Annotated in this window: 18 protein-coding genes; 14 read left to right on the forward strand and 4 right to left on the reverse strand. The window is 70.0% G+C overall.

Going from position 1 to position 16,488, the window contains the following annotated elements; all coding sequences use genetic code 11:
- The first annotated feature begins 746 nt into the window (after nt 1–746).
- Nucleotides 747–3,020 (forward strand): helix-turn-helix transcriptional regulator, encoded by a 2,274-nt coding sequence (locus NYF13_RS34650; RefSeq protein WP_315662275.1) that lies wholly within the window; start codon nt 747–749, stop codon nt 3,018–3,020.
- A 21-nt stretch (nt 3,021–3,041) separates the two neighbouring features.
- On the opposite strand, the gene NYF13_RS34655 is transcribed toward NYF13_RS34650, so the two are convergent.
- Together NYF13_RS34655 and NYF13_RS34660 are read right to left on the reverse strand one after the other, a co-directional pair.
- Complete coding sequence (locus NYF13_RS34655; protein ID WP_315662277.1) at nt 3,042–4,052, reverse strand: hypothetical protein; 1,011 nt, start codon at nt 4,050–4,052, stop codon at nt 3,042–3,044.
- A 126-nt stretch (nt 4,053–4,178) separates the two neighbouring features.
- Complete coding sequence (locus NYF13_RS34660) at nt 4,179–4,928, reverse strand: SDR family oxidoreductase (protein ID WP_315662278.1); 750 nt, start codon at nt 4,926–4,928, stop codon at nt 4,179–4,181.
- 61 nt (nt 4,929–4,989) lie between these two features.
- Between NYF13_RS34660 and NYF13_RS34665 the strand changes: the two genes are divergently transcribed.
- Together NYF13_RS34665 and NYF13_RS34670 are read left to right on the forward strand one after the other, a co-directional pair.
- On the forward strand, nt 4,990–5,655 hold the full coding sequence (locus NYF13_RS34665) for a DUF6355 family natural product biosynthesis protein (RefSeq protein WP_315662280.1): 666 nt from the start codon (nt 4,990–4,992) through the stop codon (nt 5,653–5,655).
- Between the two features lie 62 nt (nt 5,656–5,717).
- The gene (locus NYF13_RS34670) at nt 5,718–6,287 is read left to right on the forward strand and encodes a hypothetical protein (RefSeq protein ID WP_315662281.1); all 570 of its coding nucleotides are present in this window, start codon (nt 5,718–5,720) and stop codon (nt 6,285–6,287) included.
- A 32-nt stretch (nt 6,288–6,319) separates the two neighbouring features.
- Here NYF13_RS34670 and NYF13_RS34675 read toward each other — a convergent pair whose 3' ends face one another.
- The gene (locus NYF13_RS34675; protein ID WP_315662282.1) at nt 6,320–6,961 is read right to left on the reverse strand and encodes a prepilin peptidase; all 642 of its coding nucleotides are present in this window, start codon (nt 6,959–6,961) and stop codon (nt 6,320–6,322) included.
- An 18-nt stretch (nt 6,962–6,979) separates the two neighbouring features.
- Between NYF13_RS34675 and NYF13_RS34680 the strand changes: the two genes are divergently transcribed.
- The 11 genes from NYF13_RS34680 to NYF13_RS34730 all read left to right on the forward strand — a co-directional run bounded on the left by NYF13_RS34680 (nt 6,980) and on the right by NYF13_RS34730 (nt 15,871).
- Nucleotides 6,980–7,744: a hypothetical protein gene (locus NYF13_RS34680; RefSeq protein WP_315662284.1), complete on the forward strand. Its 765-nt coding sequence runs from the start codon at nt 6,980–6,982 to the stop codon at nt 7,742–7,744.
- Nucleotides 7,745–8,040: 296 nt separating this feature from the next.
- Nucleotides 8,041–8,742 (forward strand): hypothetical protein, encoded by a 702-nt coding sequence (locus tag NYF13_RS34685; RefSeq protein ID WP_315662285.1) that lies wholly within the window; start codon nt 8,041–8,043, stop codon nt 8,740–8,742.
- 249 nt (nt 8,743–8,991) lie between these two features.
- Nucleotides 8,992–9,567, forward strand: coding sequence for a hypothetical protein (locus NYF13_RS34690; RefSeq protein WP_315662287.1), 576 nt, complete (start codon nt 8,992–8,994; stop codon nt 9,565–9,567).
- On the forward strand, nt 9,567–10,466 hold the full coding sequence (locus NYF13_RS34695) for a carbon monoxide dehydrogenase maturation protein (RefSeq protein ID WP_315662288.1): 900 nt from the start codon (nt 9,567–9,569) through the stop codon (nt 10,464–10,466). Before NYF13_RS34690 ends, NYF13_RS34695 begins: the two co-directional genes overlap by 1 nt.
- Nucleotides 10,467–10,612: 146 nt before the next feature.
- The gene (locus NYF13_RS34700; RefSeq protein WP_396287835.1) at nt 10,613–11,842 is read left to right on the forward strand and encodes a CpaF family protein; all 1,230 of its coding nucleotides are present in this window, start codon (nt 10,613–10,615) and stop codon (nt 11,840–11,842) included.
- Entirely contained in the window at nt 11,839–12,756 is a 918-nt protein-coding gene (locus NYF13_RS34705; RefSeq protein ID WP_315662291.1) for a type II secretion system F family protein, read from the forward strand. Before NYF13_RS34700 ends, NYF13_RS34705 begins: the two co-directional genes overlap by 4 nt.
- A 6-nt stretch (nt 12,757–12,762) precedes the next feature.
- Nucleotides 12,763–13,656: a type II secretion system F family protein gene (locus NYF13_RS34710; protein ID WP_315662292.1), complete on the forward strand. Its 894-nt coding sequence runs from the start codon at nt 12,763–12,765 to the stop codon at nt 13,654–13,656.
- Nucleotides 13,657–13,716: 60 nt separating this feature from the next.
- Nucleotides 13,717–13,917 carry a hypothetical protein gene (locus NYF13_RS34715; protein ID WP_315662294.1) on the forward strand — a complete coding sequence of 67 codons (201 nt, stop codon included), beginning with the start codon at nt 13,717–13,719 and terminating at the stop codon, nt 13,915–13,917.
- 38 nt (nt 13,918–13,955) lie between these two features.
- Nucleotides 13,956–14,366, forward strand: a complete 411-nt coding sequence (locus tag NYF13_RS34720) for a TadE/TadG family type IV pilus assembly protein (RefSeq protein ID WP_315662295.1) — start codon at nt 13,956–13,958, stop codon at nt 14,364–14,366.
- 54 nt (nt 14,367–14,420) lie between these two features.
- Entirely contained in the window at nt 14,421–15,407 is a 987-nt protein-coding gene (locus NYF13_RS34725; RefSeq protein WP_315662296.1) for a hypothetical protein, read from the forward strand.
- Nucleotides 15,404–15,871, forward strand: a complete 468-nt coding sequence (locus tag NYF13_RS34730) for a TadE/TadG family type IV pilus assembly protein (protein ID WP_315662297.1) — start codon at nt 15,404–15,406, stop codon at nt 15,869–15,871. The genes NYF13_RS34725 and NYF13_RS34730 overlap by 4 nt, the downstream gene beginning before the upstream one ends.
- 5 nt (nt 15,872–15,876) lie before the next feature.
- Here the strand turns inward: NYF13_RS34730 and NYF13_RS34735 are convergent, their stop codons facing one another.
- Nucleotides 15,877–16,404, reverse strand: a complete 528-nt coding sequence (locus NYF13_RS34735) for a hypothetical protein (protein ID WP_315662298.1) — start codon at nt 16,402–16,404, stop codon at nt 15,877–15,879.
- Nucleotides 16,405–16,488 lie beyond the last annotated feature (84 nt).

The following is a 16,488-nucleotide window of genomic DNA, read 5'->3' on the forward strand; positions in this document are numbered from 1 at the left end:
TAGATGCGTACGGTCGACTGAGCGCGGAAGCGTCAGAGGCGCGAAAGCATCCTGGGCCCGCCACGACGCCGCATGCGGGAGGTGATCGGCGGTCGTCGCCTGATCTGCTTGGGCGGGAAAGGGTTGTGCTTGCGGCGGGTCCGATGTTTGAGCCGGCGGGCCGGCATGCTCGCGCCGATGACCCTGACCGCGGGCGGGGATCCGCGGGGAGGTTTGCGGCCTGAGCTCGGGCCAGCGACCCGGAACGAAGATGCGGCTGCCGGACGGGAAGCCGCTCGGTCGGCGCGCCGGTAGTTCTACTCAGGTAACGCTACGTGACCCCAAGGGTAACGTTGAGCGTTTCTTCCCGACCCGGTTAGCCCGTTCGAGTTAACTGGGGGTGTTTTCCGTTGCCAACATGAAGTTGATCAAGGTATTCATGGTGGACCGGTGATCGTGTCACCTCAAGGGGAGGGTGGCCGCGTGGCTGAGCCCGTTGGCTGATGACACCCTGCTGGTGGAGGCGTGGTTCGTCATGGACACCTCTCGGTATCGATTGCCCTCCTGAAGCGGAAGACCCGTGGTTCGGCTGGTCTGCAGCTTGAACTTGGCGGGCCCGTGATTCCGGCGGTACCAGGTCTTGCTCCGTGCGATTGGCGTCAGCACGCGCGGCGTGAGCAGATCGGTTCCGTCGGACGCCGGATTTCACCGCTCACCTCCGTTCTGCTTGTCAGGGCGTTCGGGCTGCGTCGTTGGGGAGGCCATCGATGAGGAGCACCAATAGTTTCGCTGCCGCGGTCCACCGGCTGCGCCGTGAGCGTGGCCTGTCGATGACCAAGGTCGCCGAGCAGACCAGCTTCAGCGTCAGCTACGTGTCGAAGTTGATGCACGGCCATCGGCCCCTGCTGCCCGAGGTGGTCCGGGAGCTGGACGCCGCGCTCGCCGCCGGTGGCGAGTTGCGCCGCATCGCGGACGCACAACGTGTCGAGGGCGTGGATGCCGTGCGGCCGGTCCAGCTGCCGGCCGCGGTCGCCGACTTCACCGGCCGGGAAGCAGTGCTTCGTGATCTCGACGGCGCGCTCGCTGCGCTGCGTCGGCGTGAAGCTCCGCTGACCGTCGTGGTCGAAGGGAGCTTCTGGGTCGGGAAGACCGCGCTCGTGGTGCACTGGGCAACGCGTGTGCAGTCCGAGTTCCCCGGCGGCTGCCTGTTCGCGGACCTGCGGGGCTTCGCCCTGGGCCGCGCCGTGGAGCCCGCCGCCGTACTGGATGGTTTTCTCCGTGCACTCGGCGCCGGGGAGACCGAGTTGACCGGCACGATCGAGGAGCGGTCGGCTCGTTATCGGTCACGGCTGGCTGAGCGGCCGGCTCTCGTTATCCTCGACAACGCCGCTGATTACGAGCAGGTCTGCCCGTTGCTGCCCGGTGCCGGAAGCGCGGTCGTGATCACCAGCCGGGACCACCAGACCGCCTTGCTCGCGCGCAGCGGGGGCCTGCACGTGGAGCTGCCGCCGTTGACCGGAAACGAGGCCCTGCAGCTCCTGCGTCGACGCGTCGGCGACGCGCGGGTGGACGTCGATCTCCCCGCAGCGGAGACCATCGTCCGCCGCGCCGGGAACCTGCCCATGGCGATCCTGATCGCCGCCGAGCATGCGCTCCACCACGGCGATTCCCTGCGTAACGTCGCCGTGCAGCTTCGCACCGAGCGTGACCGGCTCGACCTGTTCAGCTCAGTCGACCCGGCCGTTAACATCCACGTGGTCATCGACTTCTCCTACCTGGCGCTTGCGCCCCAACCGGCACGGGTCTTCCGTCTGCTCGGTGCAAGTCCCGCGCGCAGCATGAGCGTCGAGGCCACCGCAGCACTCACTGGGCTCACTCCGGCCATCGCACGCACCGCACTCGAGGCCCTGCGCGGCGCCCATCTCGTCGAGCCCGTCAGCGCCGGGCGGGTCCGCATGAACGACCTGCTGCGGGCCTACGCCTACCAGCGCTGCAGCGCTGAAGAGCCCGTGACCGAGCTCGACCGCTGCCAGAAGCGGCTCCTCGGCTGGTACGCCGCGACCGTGCTGGCGGCCAGCAGCGCACTCGCCCCTAGCTGGGCAGGTTCGGAGCTCGCGCCGGTCGTCCCCGGCGACGTCCAGCCGCTGGCTTTCGGCGACGGTGGCTACGCCGCTGCCATGGCCTGGCTCGACATCGAAGTCCCGACGGTCCTGCGGGTTGCGCGTGTCGGCGCCACCGGGGACCTGAGCTGGCAGCTGCCCGCCATGCTCCTGCCGTACTTCTACTTGACGAAGAACTGGAAAGTGTGGCTGTCGGCCGCGTCCGAAGGACTTGCCGCCGCGCGCCGGATCGGCAGCAGAATTGGGACTGCACGAGGTCTGCTCAGCCTGGGCTGGGTTAGGCACGCGGCCGGGCACACCGCCGACGCCATCGTCTTGCTGGCCAGCGCACTTCATCTCGAAGAAGAGCTCGACGACGGCTTGCTCGAGGCGTGGACCGCGTTCGCCTTGGCCTCGGCGCACGCCTCGCTGGACCAGTTCGCCGACGCGCACCGGCTCTACGAGCACGCGGAACGGCTCTTCGCCGAGGCCGAGCTCGACCTCGGTCTCACGGTCACCCGAGCCATGCTCGCCGGCATCCTGCACCGCCTCGGGCACCAAGACCGAGCGGCGAGCGTGGCGTACGGAGCCCTCTCGCTGGCTCAGACCGTCGGGTCGAGACCGGTGCTGAGCCTCGCCCAGCACCAGCTTGGCCTGCTGCTGCTCCAGCATGGTGCTCACCGGCTCGCGTTGACGCAGCTCGACGCGGCGCTCGCGGCCCGTCGCCTTAGCCAGGAAAGCTGGGGCGAAGCGGAGACGCTCATCGCTCGCGCGGAGGCGCTGCAAGCATTGGGGCAACCTCACGGCGCGCGCGAGTCCTACTGCGAGGCCGCCAATATCCTCGAGCGCCTGCACGATGCGCGAGCTTTCGGCATCCATGGCAAGGTCGCCAACCTGGACGCGAGCCTTCACGCTCCACACGGTCACGAGGTGGCGTCGTGAGCTGGAGATCGCAGCGGCGTTTCAGAGGTTGGTGATGCGGCACATGACGAACTGGCCGTCCGGGTGGGTGTCCACGCTGATGCCGACCGCGTGGAGTCGCACCTTCCACGAAGACCCGTCTCGACGCTGGAAGGTCGCGTCGACCGTCCGCAGTCGTTGTGCCGGTTGGCTGGCCGCTTCGCGCAGCAGAGCGAGGACCGGATCGACGTCAGCCGGTTCGAGCATCTCGGCGATCTTGCTGGTATCGGGGACCGGAACTTCCTTGGCGGGGTAGTCATCGCTCGTCATGACGACGGCGTCGTGAACGGCGTCGACGATGATCAGGGGATCGGTGACGAGTGCCGCGTAGGCGCCGAGCTGCCGCATTAGAGGCGAATGCAGGGCGCGGCGCAGGTCTTCGGTGTCGACGCGCATCGAGAACCCCGCGTACCGTCGATCCGCGATTTTCCGGCCAACTGCCCGGATTCCCTGCAACTCGCCGGTGGTGGCGTGCCGTTGCTCCATGAAGCGGATCAGGGGAGTGCCGATCAGGGACTTCCGGTAGTCCTGGATCACCGCCGTCGTCGCGACCCGCGAGCCGTCGGACAGGATCGAGTCGATGAAGCGATAGGGGTCACGACCGCTGGGGCCGCCGTGCCACTGGGACGACGGCGGAGCGACGCCGTAGAGCCGCGGCGCGTCCTCGCCCCACCAGTGCTTCATCGTGCCGCCGTCACCGGGCTCCGGTTCTTGCCATTCCCAGGTCGCGATCAGGGGAGCGTCCGGGAGCGCTTGCCCGGCGGATACGTAGCCGGCGGTGATGGCGATGAGGGGGCCGTCCCGTCCGCCGAGAACTGGCTTGGCGGTGAGGTCGTACTCCTCGGTCGCGTACTTCTGGCGGTGGTGCCGAGCGGTCCGCGTTTCGCGGACTTCGGTGACCAGCGGGGCGAGCAGCTTGCGCGCGACGATGTCCGCGTTGTTGAGCGAAACGCCGGGGTAGAGCCGATTGTCGATGGCGTACAGCAGGCCGTCCGCGTCCAGCACCATCCACAAGCCGCGGTCCCGGTGCGGACGATGCGTGGTGTCGGCGGATGCAGACGTGTTCATGCCGCCACTATACGGACGTGATCCATTGGGGACAGAACGCGCAACGCCAGCTGGGAAGGACGTGATTGTTCTTCAGAAAGTGGCGCCGCCATCAAGCTGCAGTACTGTTCCGGTGACGAAAGCTGAGTCGGATGTGGCCAGGTAGAGGGCGGCGGCACGGATTTCTGCGGGATCGCCGATGCGACGCAATGCCGCGGTTCGTTCGAGCAGCGCCACGGTCTTTTCATCCCAGCCGGTGGACATCTTCGTCCGGAACGGGCCGCACTGGATCGCATTAACGCGAACATTCTTCGGGCCGAACGACTGCGCGTGCGCCTGAGTCAGGGTGTTTACCGCCGACTTCGCCACCGCGTACGGCACGAACGGGTCCTTCGGCCGCACGGCCCCGGTCGAGGTGATGTTGATGATCGAGCCCCCGCCGGCCGCGGCCATCCTCGTGCCGAATCCCTGGGAAAGCGCCACTGTGCCCATCAAGTTGACGTCGAGGACCTTCCGCCACATCCGCTCGTCGAGATCTTCCACGCTTCGGTACGGAAGTGCCATGCCGGCGTTGTTGACCAGCACGTCGGCGCGGCCGAGCTGCGCGTAAACAGTGTTCACGAGGTCTTCGCAGGCAGTCCAGGAGCCGACGTTGCACGACACAGCGTGCGCCTCGACGCCGTGCTGCTTGCGGACCTGCGACGCGGCTTCTTCGCACGCCTCGCCGTCGCGGCTGGCGATCACCACGGCCGCTCCCTCTTGGGCGAAGGCCTCCACGATCTCGCGGCCGAGGCCGGTGGCCCCGCCGGTCACCACGGTTACGTGATCGGTGAGCTTTCCCATGCGGTCCCCTCGGAATGACGGTGATCTCCAGGCGACTCGACGTTACCAGCGGTCATGCCGCATGATCCAGATGGTGACGAGGCGGCCGGTCGGTCGTTCAACGTCGCGAAGACGGACCATTCCTGAACATCGTTTTCGTCTTGACAACTTTGGCACAACTCCATCACTGAAGAAGGACAGATCTGTGCTCGGTATTTTCTTCTCCGACGTGACTAGATTTGCAATAGTGAGTTCATGCGAATCGACCACCTCTCCTTCGGCGCCCGTGCCGGCCGTCGTTGCGTCGATCGCACACCAGTTGGGTGGCGTCCAGGCTCGCGATGGGCGCCACCCAACGCCCCCGGAAAGGCTCGATAAGCCGTGCATTTTTCATTCGAAGAAGGAGATTCCTATGCCCACGATCGGAAAGTTTCGAGGACCGGTGCTGGCCGGCCTGGGCGCGGTGGCGCTCGCTGGCACAGTAGCCAGTGAGGCTTCAGCCGCTGTTGCGAAGCCGGCGGCACCTGCGGAGGCGTGTGGCTATCTCGGTGGGGGCGAATACCGGCACTGCGATGGCGGGACGGGCTCGACGGTGCTGCTCGATGTCCGGGACATCTGGGGAAATATTTTCCACTACTGTGTCGGCCCGGGCACGACGGACATCCAGCCGGTCATCCGGTGGCGGATTGCTGATGCCTGGTGGAACGGCGGCATTGGTTGCCAGCCGGGGTACGACGGCCCGGCCTGATCGCCCTTGCGGTGTGGCAGGCCGGTGCCGGCTCGCCACACCGCCGAACTGTGGAGATTCTGATGAGCAGCATCAGGTATCCGGCTGTTGGTCTGGCGATCAGCGTCATGGCCCTCGCTTGTCTTTCGAATACTCCGGTCCCGGCCGCGGCGCCGCCGAGCTCGAGTGTGGCCCCGTCTTCGTGGGTTCCGAAGCCGGAGCAGACCGTCGCCGAGGAGGCGTTGCAGGTGTACGGGCGGTACTGGCAGCTGAGTGAGCAGGCTGAGGCGTCGCCGGGTGGGCAGGATTGGCGGAGGTCGTTCGCGCATGTGATGGCGGATCCGGCGTTGACGACCTTCGTTGACGAGCTGGCGAACCTCGCGTCGATTCCGGCGCGCTCGACGGGTGAGTACCGCCGTTCGCCGAGGGTTCGGTGGGTGTCGATGATTGAGCCTGCCCGGGTGGTGATCGTCGATTGCCTCGACGCGTCGGTGGAGCATCTGGTCAGCGATCGCCCGAGCGAGGCGGGCAAGAACCTGGACAACCCGGCCCAGCCCCGCCGCTACCAGCTTGAGGCGGAGGTCGTGCGCTATTCCGCGCCGTACCACTGGCTCGTGCAGACCATCCGGCCGTGTCGGGAGGAACCGTGCTGAACGATCAGGCTTTTCACCACGTCAGGCTCGGTTCACGCCAGGACCACGGCCAGCGCGCCGAGGAAGAGGCACGGGCCGAACGGCACCACCGTGTTGTGCTTGCCTCCGCGGCGGCGTATGACCGGCACGGCAGCCACGATCGCTCCGAGGGCGCCGGCCACGAGCAGCGCTCCGGCGACTTCGGCCCAGCCGATCCAGCCCGTGATGAGCCCGATCACGGCCGCGACGTTGACGTCCCCAGCACCGACGCCTCCGCCGGTGAGGAGGGCGAGGAGCAAGAACAGCCCGCCGGCCGCGGCGAGCGCGGCCAGCGCCCGCAGACCAGGCTCGGAATCCTGACGAACAAGGCACAGACCCGCGAACCCCGTCAGCGCGCCGGCCAGCTGCGGCCACACCAGCGCGCGCGGCAGTCGGTGCTCGCACCAGTCGATGACCGCCAGGGGGACCGCCAGCACGGCCGCGAATCCGTAGACGACGAGTTCGCCGCGGCCGCCGACGCGCCAGCCGAGCAATCCCAGGACGGCTACGGTGAGCACCGAGCCGAACCACCACGCCCCGGCCAGACTCCTCTCACGACGCACGAACCGGCGCGTGATGGTGCTCGCAGCTGTGCCGAATACCAGCCCGGCCGCGGTAGCGCCGCCAACCCACCACCAGTTCGCCGTCGACTGCACGCCCCCTCCAGAACTCCGGTGATCACCTTCTACGTTCTCCTGCCCGTCCGCACGCTGCGTCCGCCCACGCTCAACCCAACGGGTGAACTTCATTCCGATGAGTCCACCTGGAGCGCCGGCGCCACGAGAGTCGGTCTTGCGGCGAGCGCACCACCGGGCTGGCTTGCCCGCACTGCTCAGCGATCGTCGACGAACTGGGGGACCGTGATGACCCACCGCCGCAGCACCCGACTCGTTCTGGCCGTCTTCATCACCGCAGGTGGCGTCGGCCTGAGCGCTTGCAGCTCGGACAACGGTGCAGCTCCGGCTTCCCCGTTCCCAGCATCACCTCCCACCTCCAGCACGACGGTCGCCTCGCCCGCTGACCTCGCTAAGCAGCGGGCCATTGCGGCCTACCTGGGGATGTGGAGCGATATGGCCGGGGCCGCGACGACCTCGGACTGGCAATCGGCGAAGCTGGCCCAAAACGCGACGGGGGAGGCGTTGCAGACCATCTCCCGCAGCTTGTACACCGATCACTACAACGGGCTGGTCACCGAGGGACGCCTCCTCAACCACCCGAAGCCTGCTTCGGCCGAACCCCAGGATAATCCGACATCGGTCACGCTCACCGACTGCGGCGACTCGACGAACTGGCTCAAGTACCGAGCGGACAACCGTCAGCGAGCGGACGACGGGCCGAGTGGGCACCGTCAGATCGAAGCCCTGGTGAAGAAGGCCGTCGACGGCTCGTGGAAGGTGACGACCTTCGCGGTACATGAGGTCGGATCATGCACCGGGTAGGCAGGACGGCCCTGGTTGCGGGCACGGTAGTCGTCCTTTGCTTCGGCACGGCCAGCTCGGCGCTGGCCGACGGCTGGGGCAACGTCACCTGCGGCGAAGCGGGGAACCCGTCCTGCGATCTCGGCGCTGGCCGAGATGGCCACCCGGCTCCGGGCCCAGTACCCGCGCCGAAACCTGGCGCCCCGAAGCCGCAGACCGAGGGCCAGGGCTCGGCTCCTTCGCCGCTAGGCGACCAAGTGATCGGCGGCGGCGATAAGGCCGATTGCTCGTACGTGCGCAGCAGCTACCAGCCACCGGTGAACGGAGTGCAGACGGCGAGCTTCCGTCCGGACCACTCGGGCTCCGGAGGGGCGCGTTTCGTGTCGCTGGTCCGCCATCAGGCCCGGGACGTGCTGGCGCAGGCCTCGGCCCAGGGTGGCGCGTGGTACGTCTACCGGTGCGCGGGCCAGGGCGTGCGTGACGCCCTCTACCGGGCCCCGGTGTGGATTCCCGATGGTCAAGCGCCTGGTGCCGCGTCGTTGCCGTCACCGGAGGAACTGGCCGAGCAAGCTCGGTCGCAGCTGCGATTGCCGAAGCCGGTGATCGCGTCGAGCCCTGCGGGGACGCAGCTGGTGCGCCTGCCGACCTGGCTCTGGCTCGACCGCGCGATGTGGCAACCGCGGTCGGCGACGGCTTCGGTTCCCGGGGTGTCGGTCACCGCGACCGCGACTCCGGCCTCGGCGTCCTGGTCGATGGGCGACGGATCCACCGTGACCTGCGCCGGGCCGGGCACACCGTTCCCCGCTCACGGCGATCCGCAGGCGGCGTCGCCGGATTGTGGCCACACCTACCAGCGTTCGTCAGCTGGTTCTCCAGCCGAGCGATTCCCGGCCACCGCGACGGTGGCGTGGCGGATCACGTGGTCGGGCGCGGGGGCGTCGGGCACGTTCCCGGACATGACCACCAACGATTCGGGATCTTTCCGGGTCGCCGAAGCCCAAGCACTGGGCACCGGATAAGCCGAGGCGAATTCTCCTAACTGGACCATTCCTTTTATTTCCTGGCCGCGTATTCGCGGCGGCTGAATTTGCCGGATGAATACGTGGTGCGGGCGATCCATTCCTGGAGGTCTGATCGTGACCAGCATTGGCATTCCCGCACGAGCCCGGAACGCGGATGGTGAGCTTCGGCCGGTGTCGTGGCTGGATCCCTCAGGATCTCCGTCCGCAGCTGGGCCTGGCCGTGGCCGTCGGCGTCTTCCCCATCTGGTGGCGGGTGTCCTGCTGGTCGTGCTCTGCGTCGGGGGCGCGGTGTGGTGGACCACCAGCGGCCAGGACCGGGTGCCGATGCTGGCGCTGGCGAAGCCGGTCGCGCTCGGGCACGTGCTGACGCAGGATGACCTGCGCGGCATCGACGTCTCCGCTGCGCCGGGCGTGGCGCTGATTCCGGCGGGCCAGGCGTCCGGCGTGCTCGGGCGGCCGATGGCGACCAGCCTCGGCGCCGGCGCGCTTCTGACTCCGGACGCGCTGGGCGGTGCCGCGATTCCGGAGCCGGGTCGGGCGGTGGTTGCGGTCGGGGTCAGGCCCGGTCAGTTCCCGCCCGAGCTCGCCGCTGGAGCCCCGGTGACCGTTGTGGTCACCGCCGCCACTGCGGCCGGGACTTCGTCCGCCGGGCCGGGGCCGGGATCGTCCTGGCGGGCCATCGTGGTCGGCTTCGCACCGGCGAGTACGGATGAGACCAGCGTGGTGTCGCTGGACCTGGACTCCACGGGGGCGTCACAGCTGGCGCAGGTCCCGGCTGGGCAGCTCGCGCTGGTGCTGCAACCGGCGGGCGGTGGCCGCTGATGCTGATCGCCTTGTGCTCGGTGAAGGGCTCGCCGGGCGTGACCACCCTGGCCGTGGCGCTGGCGGTGAAGTGGCCGCACGCGGGGAGCATCCGCCGGCTTGTTGCCGAAGTCGACCCGGCTGGGGGTGACCTGGCGATGCGTTTCGGCCTGTCGACCACCCCGGGGCTGGTCAGCCTCGCCGCCGCTGCGCGGCGCACCCGCCACAGTTCGGTGGTGTGGGAGCACACCCAGGTCTTGCCGAACGGGGCCTTCGTGGTGGTGGCTCCGCCGGGCGGCGCGCATGCCCGCGCCGCGCTGTCGACCCTGGCTAGCGCCCCGGATGGGCCGTTGCTGCCCGCGGTGGCCCGCGACACGGGAGTGGTGATTCTGGCCGATTGCGGGCGGGTGGATCCGGGGTCGCCGGCGGAGGCGATCGCGCGTCGCGCCGATGCCCTAGTCCTGCTGACCGGGACCCGGGGCGATGATCTCGCCCATGCCGCAGCCCGCTTGGGGGAGCTGGCCCGCTGGACCCCTCGGCCCGGCCTGCTGCTGACCGGCGAGGGTTATCCGACCGCGGATGTCGAGCGCGAGCTGGGCGTCCGCACGATCGGCCGCATCCCGTACGACCCGGACGCTGCCGCCACCTTGACCGGGCACCGGCCGCCGCCGGCCCGCCGCCGCGGCGACGGCGGCCTCGCCAGCCAGGCCACGGCCCTTGCCCAAGCTCTGGCCGGACCCGCCGCGCCACCGTCGGCGAGCCCGCCGACAAGCATTTTTGGGGAGCCCGACCAGCAAGTGCGTCGGCCTCCCGCCCTGATCACTACCCCGCCTGGACGCCCGCCGATCCCGGCCCCGGCCGTTGGTCCGCAGCGCAACGGCCACGGGCCGAGCGCCACGGGGAAGGAGCCATTCGCATGATCCAAACTGATAACCCGGCCAAATCGTCCACAGTGGATAGACGGTCTGGTGGTGCGGAGCAGCGGTTGCGTGCCCGGCTCCGGCAAGCCTTGAGCGCGGACCTGCCCGTCCGTGTCGAGGTTGAGTCCGGGGCCAGCGGCGGCGGGTTGAGTTTGGCCCGGCGTCGCGAGATCGGCCGCGCGGTGCTCGACGACGCGGTCGCCGCGCACAGCGAGGCCGAGCTCCTCGCCGGGCGCGCCCTGGTCGACTCCGGGATGGAGCAGCGGCTGGTCGAGCAGGTGCTGGATGAGGTGTTCGGCCTGGGTGGGCTGCAGCCGCTGCTGTCCGACTCGTCGGTGGAGACGATCGCGGTCAATCGCTATGACCGGGTCTTCGTCCAGTACAGCAACGGCCGCCGGGCCCAGGTCGCGCCGGTGGCGTCCTCGAACGAGGAACTCACCGATCTGATCCGCACGCTGGCGGCGCGGGCGTCGTCGGAGGAGCGCCGGTTCGACCGTGGTAGCCCGGCGCTGAATCTGCAACTGCCCGGCGGCGAGCGGCTGTTCGCGGTGCTGGGCCTGACGGCGGGCGGGGTGACGGCGTGCACGATCCGCCGGCACGGCTACCTCACTGCCACCCTCGCCCAGCTGCGTCGCCGCGGCACGCTCGACGTTGGGCTGGAGCGGTTCCTACGCGCGGTGGTGCGGGCGCGGAAGAACGTGCTGATCACCGGCGGCACCGGTGCGGGCAAGACCACGCTGCTGCGGGGCCTGGCCGCGGAGATGGACCCGCTGGAGCGGATCGTCACCGTGGAGGACGCCTTCGAACTCGGCCTCGGCCTGGACCCCGCGCTGCACGCCGACGTCACCGCCCTGCAGTCCCGCGAGCCCAACGTCGAGGGCGAAGGCGCGATCGGCCAGGCCGAGCTGGTCCGCTGGGGCCTGCGTATGTCCCCGGACCGCGTGATCGTCGGAGAGATCCGCGGGGCCGAGGTCATCCCGATGTGCAACGCCATGTCCCAGGGCAACGACGGCTCGATGGCGACGCTGCACGCCTCCAGCTCGAAGATCGCGTTCACCCGCCTCTCCTCCTATGCCGCCCAGGGTCCGGAGCGGCTACCGCTGGAGGCAACCGCCCTGCTGGTCGCCTCTGCGGTGCATTTCGTAGTGCACCTCGACCGAGCGGCGGATCGGACGACGCGGGTGATTGCCTCGGTCCGTGAGGTCATCGACGCCGAGGCGGGCGCGGTGATCTCCAACGAGGTCTACCGCCGCGGCCCCGGCCGCCGCGCGGTCCCGGTGGCCGGGGCCTTGCGCGCGGACACCCTCGACGACCTGATCGTGGCCGGGTTCGACCCGGACCTGCTGGTCCGCCCGGAGGGGTGGTGGACGCCATGAGCATCGACACCACCACGATCATCGCCGCCGCCCTCGGGATGGGCGCCGGCCTCGGCATGCTGCTGATCGTCGCCGGGAGTCGAACACCGTTGGCCTCGGCGCCCTCGCGGCGCACCGGGCTGGTGCGTGCCGCGCGGGGCCGGGTCGGCGACCGCCGTGTCGTGCTGCGCTTGGCTATTGCGGTCGGCGTGGGCGTGCTGGCCGGGGTCTTGACGGGATGGGTGGTCGGCGCGGTGCTGGCCGCGGCGGCGGTGTGGTTCCTGCCGCGGCTGGTCGGTCCGGACCATGCCCATGTCCGGCGGGTCGCGCGGATCGAGGCGATCGCCTCGTGGACGGAGATGCTGCGCGACGTGTTGTCCGCTGCGGCCGGGCTCGAGCAAGCCGTCCTCGCCACCGCTCCGCTCGCGCCCGCGGCCATCCGCGGCGAGGTCGCCACCCTCGCAGCGCGGCTGGAAAGCGGGCAGCGCCTGGCGCCGGCGCTGCGGGCGTTGGCGCGTGAGCTGGATGACCCGACCGCGGACCTCGTCCTCGCCGCTCTGGTCCTGGCCGCCGAGCACCAGGCCCGCCAGCTCGGCGACCTGCTCGGCTCGCTTGCCACGACCGCGCGGGGGCAGGCCGCGATGCGGATGCGCGTGGAGACCGGGCGTGCCCGGACCCGCACCTCGGTGCGGGTCATCGCTGCCACCACGCTGGCCTTCGCGGCCGGGGTCGTGGTGTTCAACCGCGCCTACCTCGACGTCTACAACAGCGCCACCGGCCAGGTGGTGCTGCTGACCATCGGCGCCCTGTTCGCCGCCGGGTTCGCCTGGCTGGCCCGGATCGCCACCAGCGGTGCACAGGCCAGGGTGCTCACGCTCGATACCGCGGACGCTGCCGGAACCCTTGGCGGCAGCCGCGACGGCCGGGGGAGGTGAGCGCCCGTGATCCCGCCTCTCGTGTTCGGCGCTGGTGCCGGGGTCGGGTTGTGGCTCCTGCTGGCGTGGGCCGTACCGCCGCGCCCGGCACTGGGCGACCGGCTCGCCCAGGCCAGCACGCGGCCTCCGGCCCCTCCAATCGTTCTCGCGGCGGATGCCCCGTGGGTGCGTGCCTGGGGCCGGGTCTTCGCCCCTGGCCTGCGCCGGTTCGGGCTGCCCGGCACGAGGACCAGCGCCGATCTGCGAGTCATCAGGCGCGGCACCGACACCCACCTGGCATCGAAGGCCCTGCTCGCCGTGGCCGGCCTGCTCGCCCCGTGGCTGCTGCAGGCGCTGCTCGCAGTGGGCGGGCTGTCGCTGGGGCTCGAGGTGCCGCTGCTGGCCGGGCTCGTGCTCGCCGCCCTCGGCTTCGTGGCCCCGGACCTCGACGTCCGGGCACGGGCCACGCGCCTCCGGCGGGAATTCCGCGACGCCCTCTCCGCCTTCCTGGACCTGGTGTGGATCACCCTCGCCGGCGGCGCTGGGGTCGAGGCCGCCCTCGGCGACGCCGCGGCCGTCGGCGCCGGGCCGGCGTTCGATCAGATCCGCCGAGCCTTGCACGCCGCGCAGCTGACCCGCACCACCCCCTGGGCCACCCTGCGCCAGCTCGGCGAGGAACTCGGCATCACCGAACTATCCGAGCTCGCCGCCTCGATCTCCCTGGCCGGCACCGAAGGCGCCCGCGTCCGCGCGTCCCTGGCCGCGAAAGCCCAAGCACTGCGCACCCACCAGGTCACCGACGCCGAGACCGACGCCCAGGCCGCCACCGAACGCATGGCCCTGCCGGTCTCTCTGCTGTTCCTCGGCTTCCTCGGATTCATGGCCTACCCGGCGGTCATCCAAGTCCTCAATGGTCTCTAGACCGATCACCGTCCCATATCCGAAGAAAGGCATGCAAACACAACGGAAAGAAGGACAACCATGATGCACCACATCCGAACTCTCTGGGCGCTGACGCGCGCCCGGGTCGCGCTGCTGCGTGCCGAACCGGAGCGCGGGGAGATCACCACCACCGTCATCGTCACCGCCCTGATGGCCATCGCCGCGATCGCCATCATCGCGATCATCGTGGCGAAACTGACGCAGAAGGCGAACTCGATCAACCTCGGGCTCGGCGGCTGACGATGCCGGCCTCAGCTAGCCGATCCCACGGCCATGTGGTGGTCGAGCGTGCCCGGCGGGCGCTGCGCGGTGACCGGGGCGAGGTCACCCTCGAGCTGGTCATCGCCACCCCGCTGCTGCTTCTGGCGTTGCTGGCGATCATCCAGTTCGCCGAGTGGTCCCACGCCACCCACGTTGCCCAGGCCGCCGCGTCCCAGGCCCTGGCCGCGGCCCGCACCCAGAATGGCACCGCCGCCACCGGACACGCCGCCGGCCGGCGGCTGCTCGACGATCTCGCCGCCGGGCCCCTGCGCCACCCGGTTCTGACCGTGTCGCGCGGCGCGGCCGCGGTGTCGGTAAGTATCCGTGGCGAGGCCGCGACCGTCCTGCCCGGCGTGCACCTGCACGTGCACGCCGAAGCCTCCGGCGAGGCCGAACGATTCCTGCCCGACACCATGCCGACATCCTAAGAATTCCCTTGCCATAAAGGCGATTTCGGCGACCGGCCGAAAGGACACCAGACGATGACAGACCAGCTACCGCCGGGCATGGCGATGCCGGTGCGCGCGGCCGTATTCCCTGACGGACCGGATTCCCTACTGCTGAACCCTGATGTTCCCGAGCGGTGGTGGCGGCGCGAACGCATCCGAGCCCTGCTGTGTCCCCAGATCGTCGTCATCGGACTCGCCGGGGCAGCTCTGACCGTCCTCGCGGGTTCCGCGGTTGCGGAGGGCGAAGGTCCGGTAGCCGCGTTGGAGTGGGGCATGAGCATGCTCCCACTCGCCGGATACCTGCTGCTCCGCTGGCGCAGTGGCGCCGCTGTACTCACCGATCATCGTCACGGCCTGACGCACCCCTGCCGGCTTGATCGCGTGCGGGGCGAGTTCTTCTTCCGCAGTCGCGATTTCGCCGACCTCGGCTCCGTTGGCCAGGGGGTGCGGAGCCTAATCGCTGAGGTGGACGAGCTGCATCGCAGTCCGGCCCGCGCTTGGATAGGCCCCGACCTGCCGCGCGAGGTGCACCTGTTGGTGTGGCGGGCGTTGTGCTGCCTTGACCGCACCCGCGCTGCCCGGAGCCTGGCCGCGGAAATCGCCGACGATCCCGGTTCCGCGGTCGGAGAGCTGGCCGCCGCGGCCCGCGAGGCGGTCACAGTGATCGATGACGCCCTGGACGAGGTCATGTGGCACGTGCATGCCTGCCTCGCGCTGACCCGAGCGTGGGAGGCGAAACTCCGGCACGGCGAACTCGCTGCTCGCACCGAAGGCACTCTCGCCGCTCTGACCGACCAGAGCCGGGTCCAGCGGCTCGCGCAGACTGCAGAAGCGTTACCGCAGAACGTATTCGCCTACATCACCGCAGCCCGCGACACCACCGACGCCGGAGCGTTCCCGTGGGAACAGCACCCCTTGCCTCGGTCACGTCTCCGTTTCTTGCCCAGCGGACTCAACCGAAGCCCTACACCGGGGAAAGCGTGGCTACGGCTGGTTCGACGAGGTGAGGGCCCGTCATGACCTGGCGCGCACCGAAAGCCACCCCAGTACGGCGATGGTGGGCCGCCGAGGCCGGATCGGTCACCGCCGAGGCCGTGCTGGTGACGCCTCTGCTGGTCATGCTCCTGGTGTTCCTGGCCGTGGTGGTCCACCGGGGCGTCGATGCCCGGCTGCGGCTCGACGACGCCGCTCACCAAGCCGCCCGCGCCGCCACACTGCAACGCAACACCCCGGCCGCTGCCACCGCCGCCCGCGCCACCGCCGAAGCAGCGCTCGCCCAGGCCGGACTGATGTGCCGGGGCGTTACCACCACGCTGTCCGGCACGCCCACCCCCGCCGCGGCGGTGACCGTGCGGGTGCGCTGCACCGTCGACTTCGGCCAAGCGCTGCTGCTGGGCGTGCCCGGCAGGAAAACTCTGGAATCGAGTGCCAGCGAAGTCGTCGACACCTACCGGTCACAAGCCGGGCCGGAGGGTGCACGGTGAGCCCGTCAGCGCGCGAGCGCCGGATCGCCGACGCACGCCCGGGCCTGCTGCCCGGTCAACGTCCGATGTTCGAGCAACCCGGTGGAGACCCGGCCGATCTCCGTCCAGTACCGGTCGATGAGATCCTGCGCGATGCCGGCCCGCAGGTCCGGCCGGTGGGCGGGGAGCCGGTAGGCGCGGCGGACGTCGGTGACTACGGCCAGGTCGTCGTGGCCGCCGTGCAGGTAGGCCTCGAGGCGGACGTGCTCGGCCGTCAGATCCTCGCGGTCCCGCTCGGCTGCGCTGGTCGTGTCGAGGGCGTAGCGGGCCTGGGCGAGCGGGTCGGCGTGGGCGACGACCGCCAGCGAGGACAGCTCCACCCGGCGAGGCCGGGCCGCGGTGAACCCGGCCCGCCCACGTATTCGGGGCCGCAGCGTGACATAGCGCAGCGACCGGCCTTGCAGAAGGTAGACGACCACGTGCCCGGCCTCGTGCCAGGCAGTCACGCAGTCCTCGTCCAGCAAGGGTGGTTCCTGGGCTTCGGGGGCGGTCACGCGCCCCATTCTCGCCACACCGTCGAAGCGTCCCCCGTCGTGCCCTTCGCGCTGCGCCGCCGATGGCGGTGGTGGTGGCGCGCC

Source organism: Amycolatopsis sp. PS_44_ISF1 (assembly GCF_032335455.1).
Taxonomy (GTDB): domain Bacteria; phylum Actinomycetota; class Actinomycetes; order Mycobacteriales; family Pseudonocardiaceae; genus Amycolatopsis.

Bases quoted from the DNA above. Each gene is read 5' to 3' on its own strand.
- NYF13_RS34650 (WP_315662275.1), top strand. From the start codon at position 747: ATGAGGAGCACCAATAGTTTCGCTGCCGCGGTCCACCGGCTGCGCCGT.
- NYF13_RS34660 (WP_315662278.1), bottom strand. From the start codon at position 4,928: ATGGGAAAGCTCACCGATCACGTAACCGTGGTGACCGGCGGGGCCACC.
- NYF13_RS34665 (WP_315662280.1), top strand. From the start codon at position 4,990: ATGATCCAGATGGTGACGAGGCGGCCGGTCGGTCGTTCAACGTCGCGA.
- NYF13_RS34670 (WP_315662281.1), top strand. From the start codon at position 5,718: ATGAGCAGCATCAGGTATCCGGCTGTTGGTCTGGCGATCAGCGTCATG.
- NYF13_RS34695 (WP_315662288.1), top strand. From the start codon at position 9,567: ATGCTGATCGCCTTGTGCTCGGTGAAGGGCTCGCCGGGCGTGACCACC.
- NYF13_RS34705 (WP_315662291.1), top strand. From the start codon at position 11,839: ATGAGCATCGACACCACCACGATCATCGCCGCCGCCCTCGGGATGGGC.
- NYF13_RS34715 (WP_315662294.1), top strand. From the start codon at position 13,717: ATGATGCACCACATCCGAACTCTCTGGGCGCTGACGCGCGCCCGGGTC.
- NYF13_RS34725 (WP_315662296.1), top strand. From the start codon at position 14,421: ATGACAGACCAGCTACCGCCGGGCATGGCGATGCCGGTGCGCGCGGCC.
- NYF13_RS34730 (WP_315662297.1), top strand. From the start codon at position 15,404: ATGACCTGGCGCGCACCGAAAGCCACCCCAGTACGGCGATGGTGGGCC.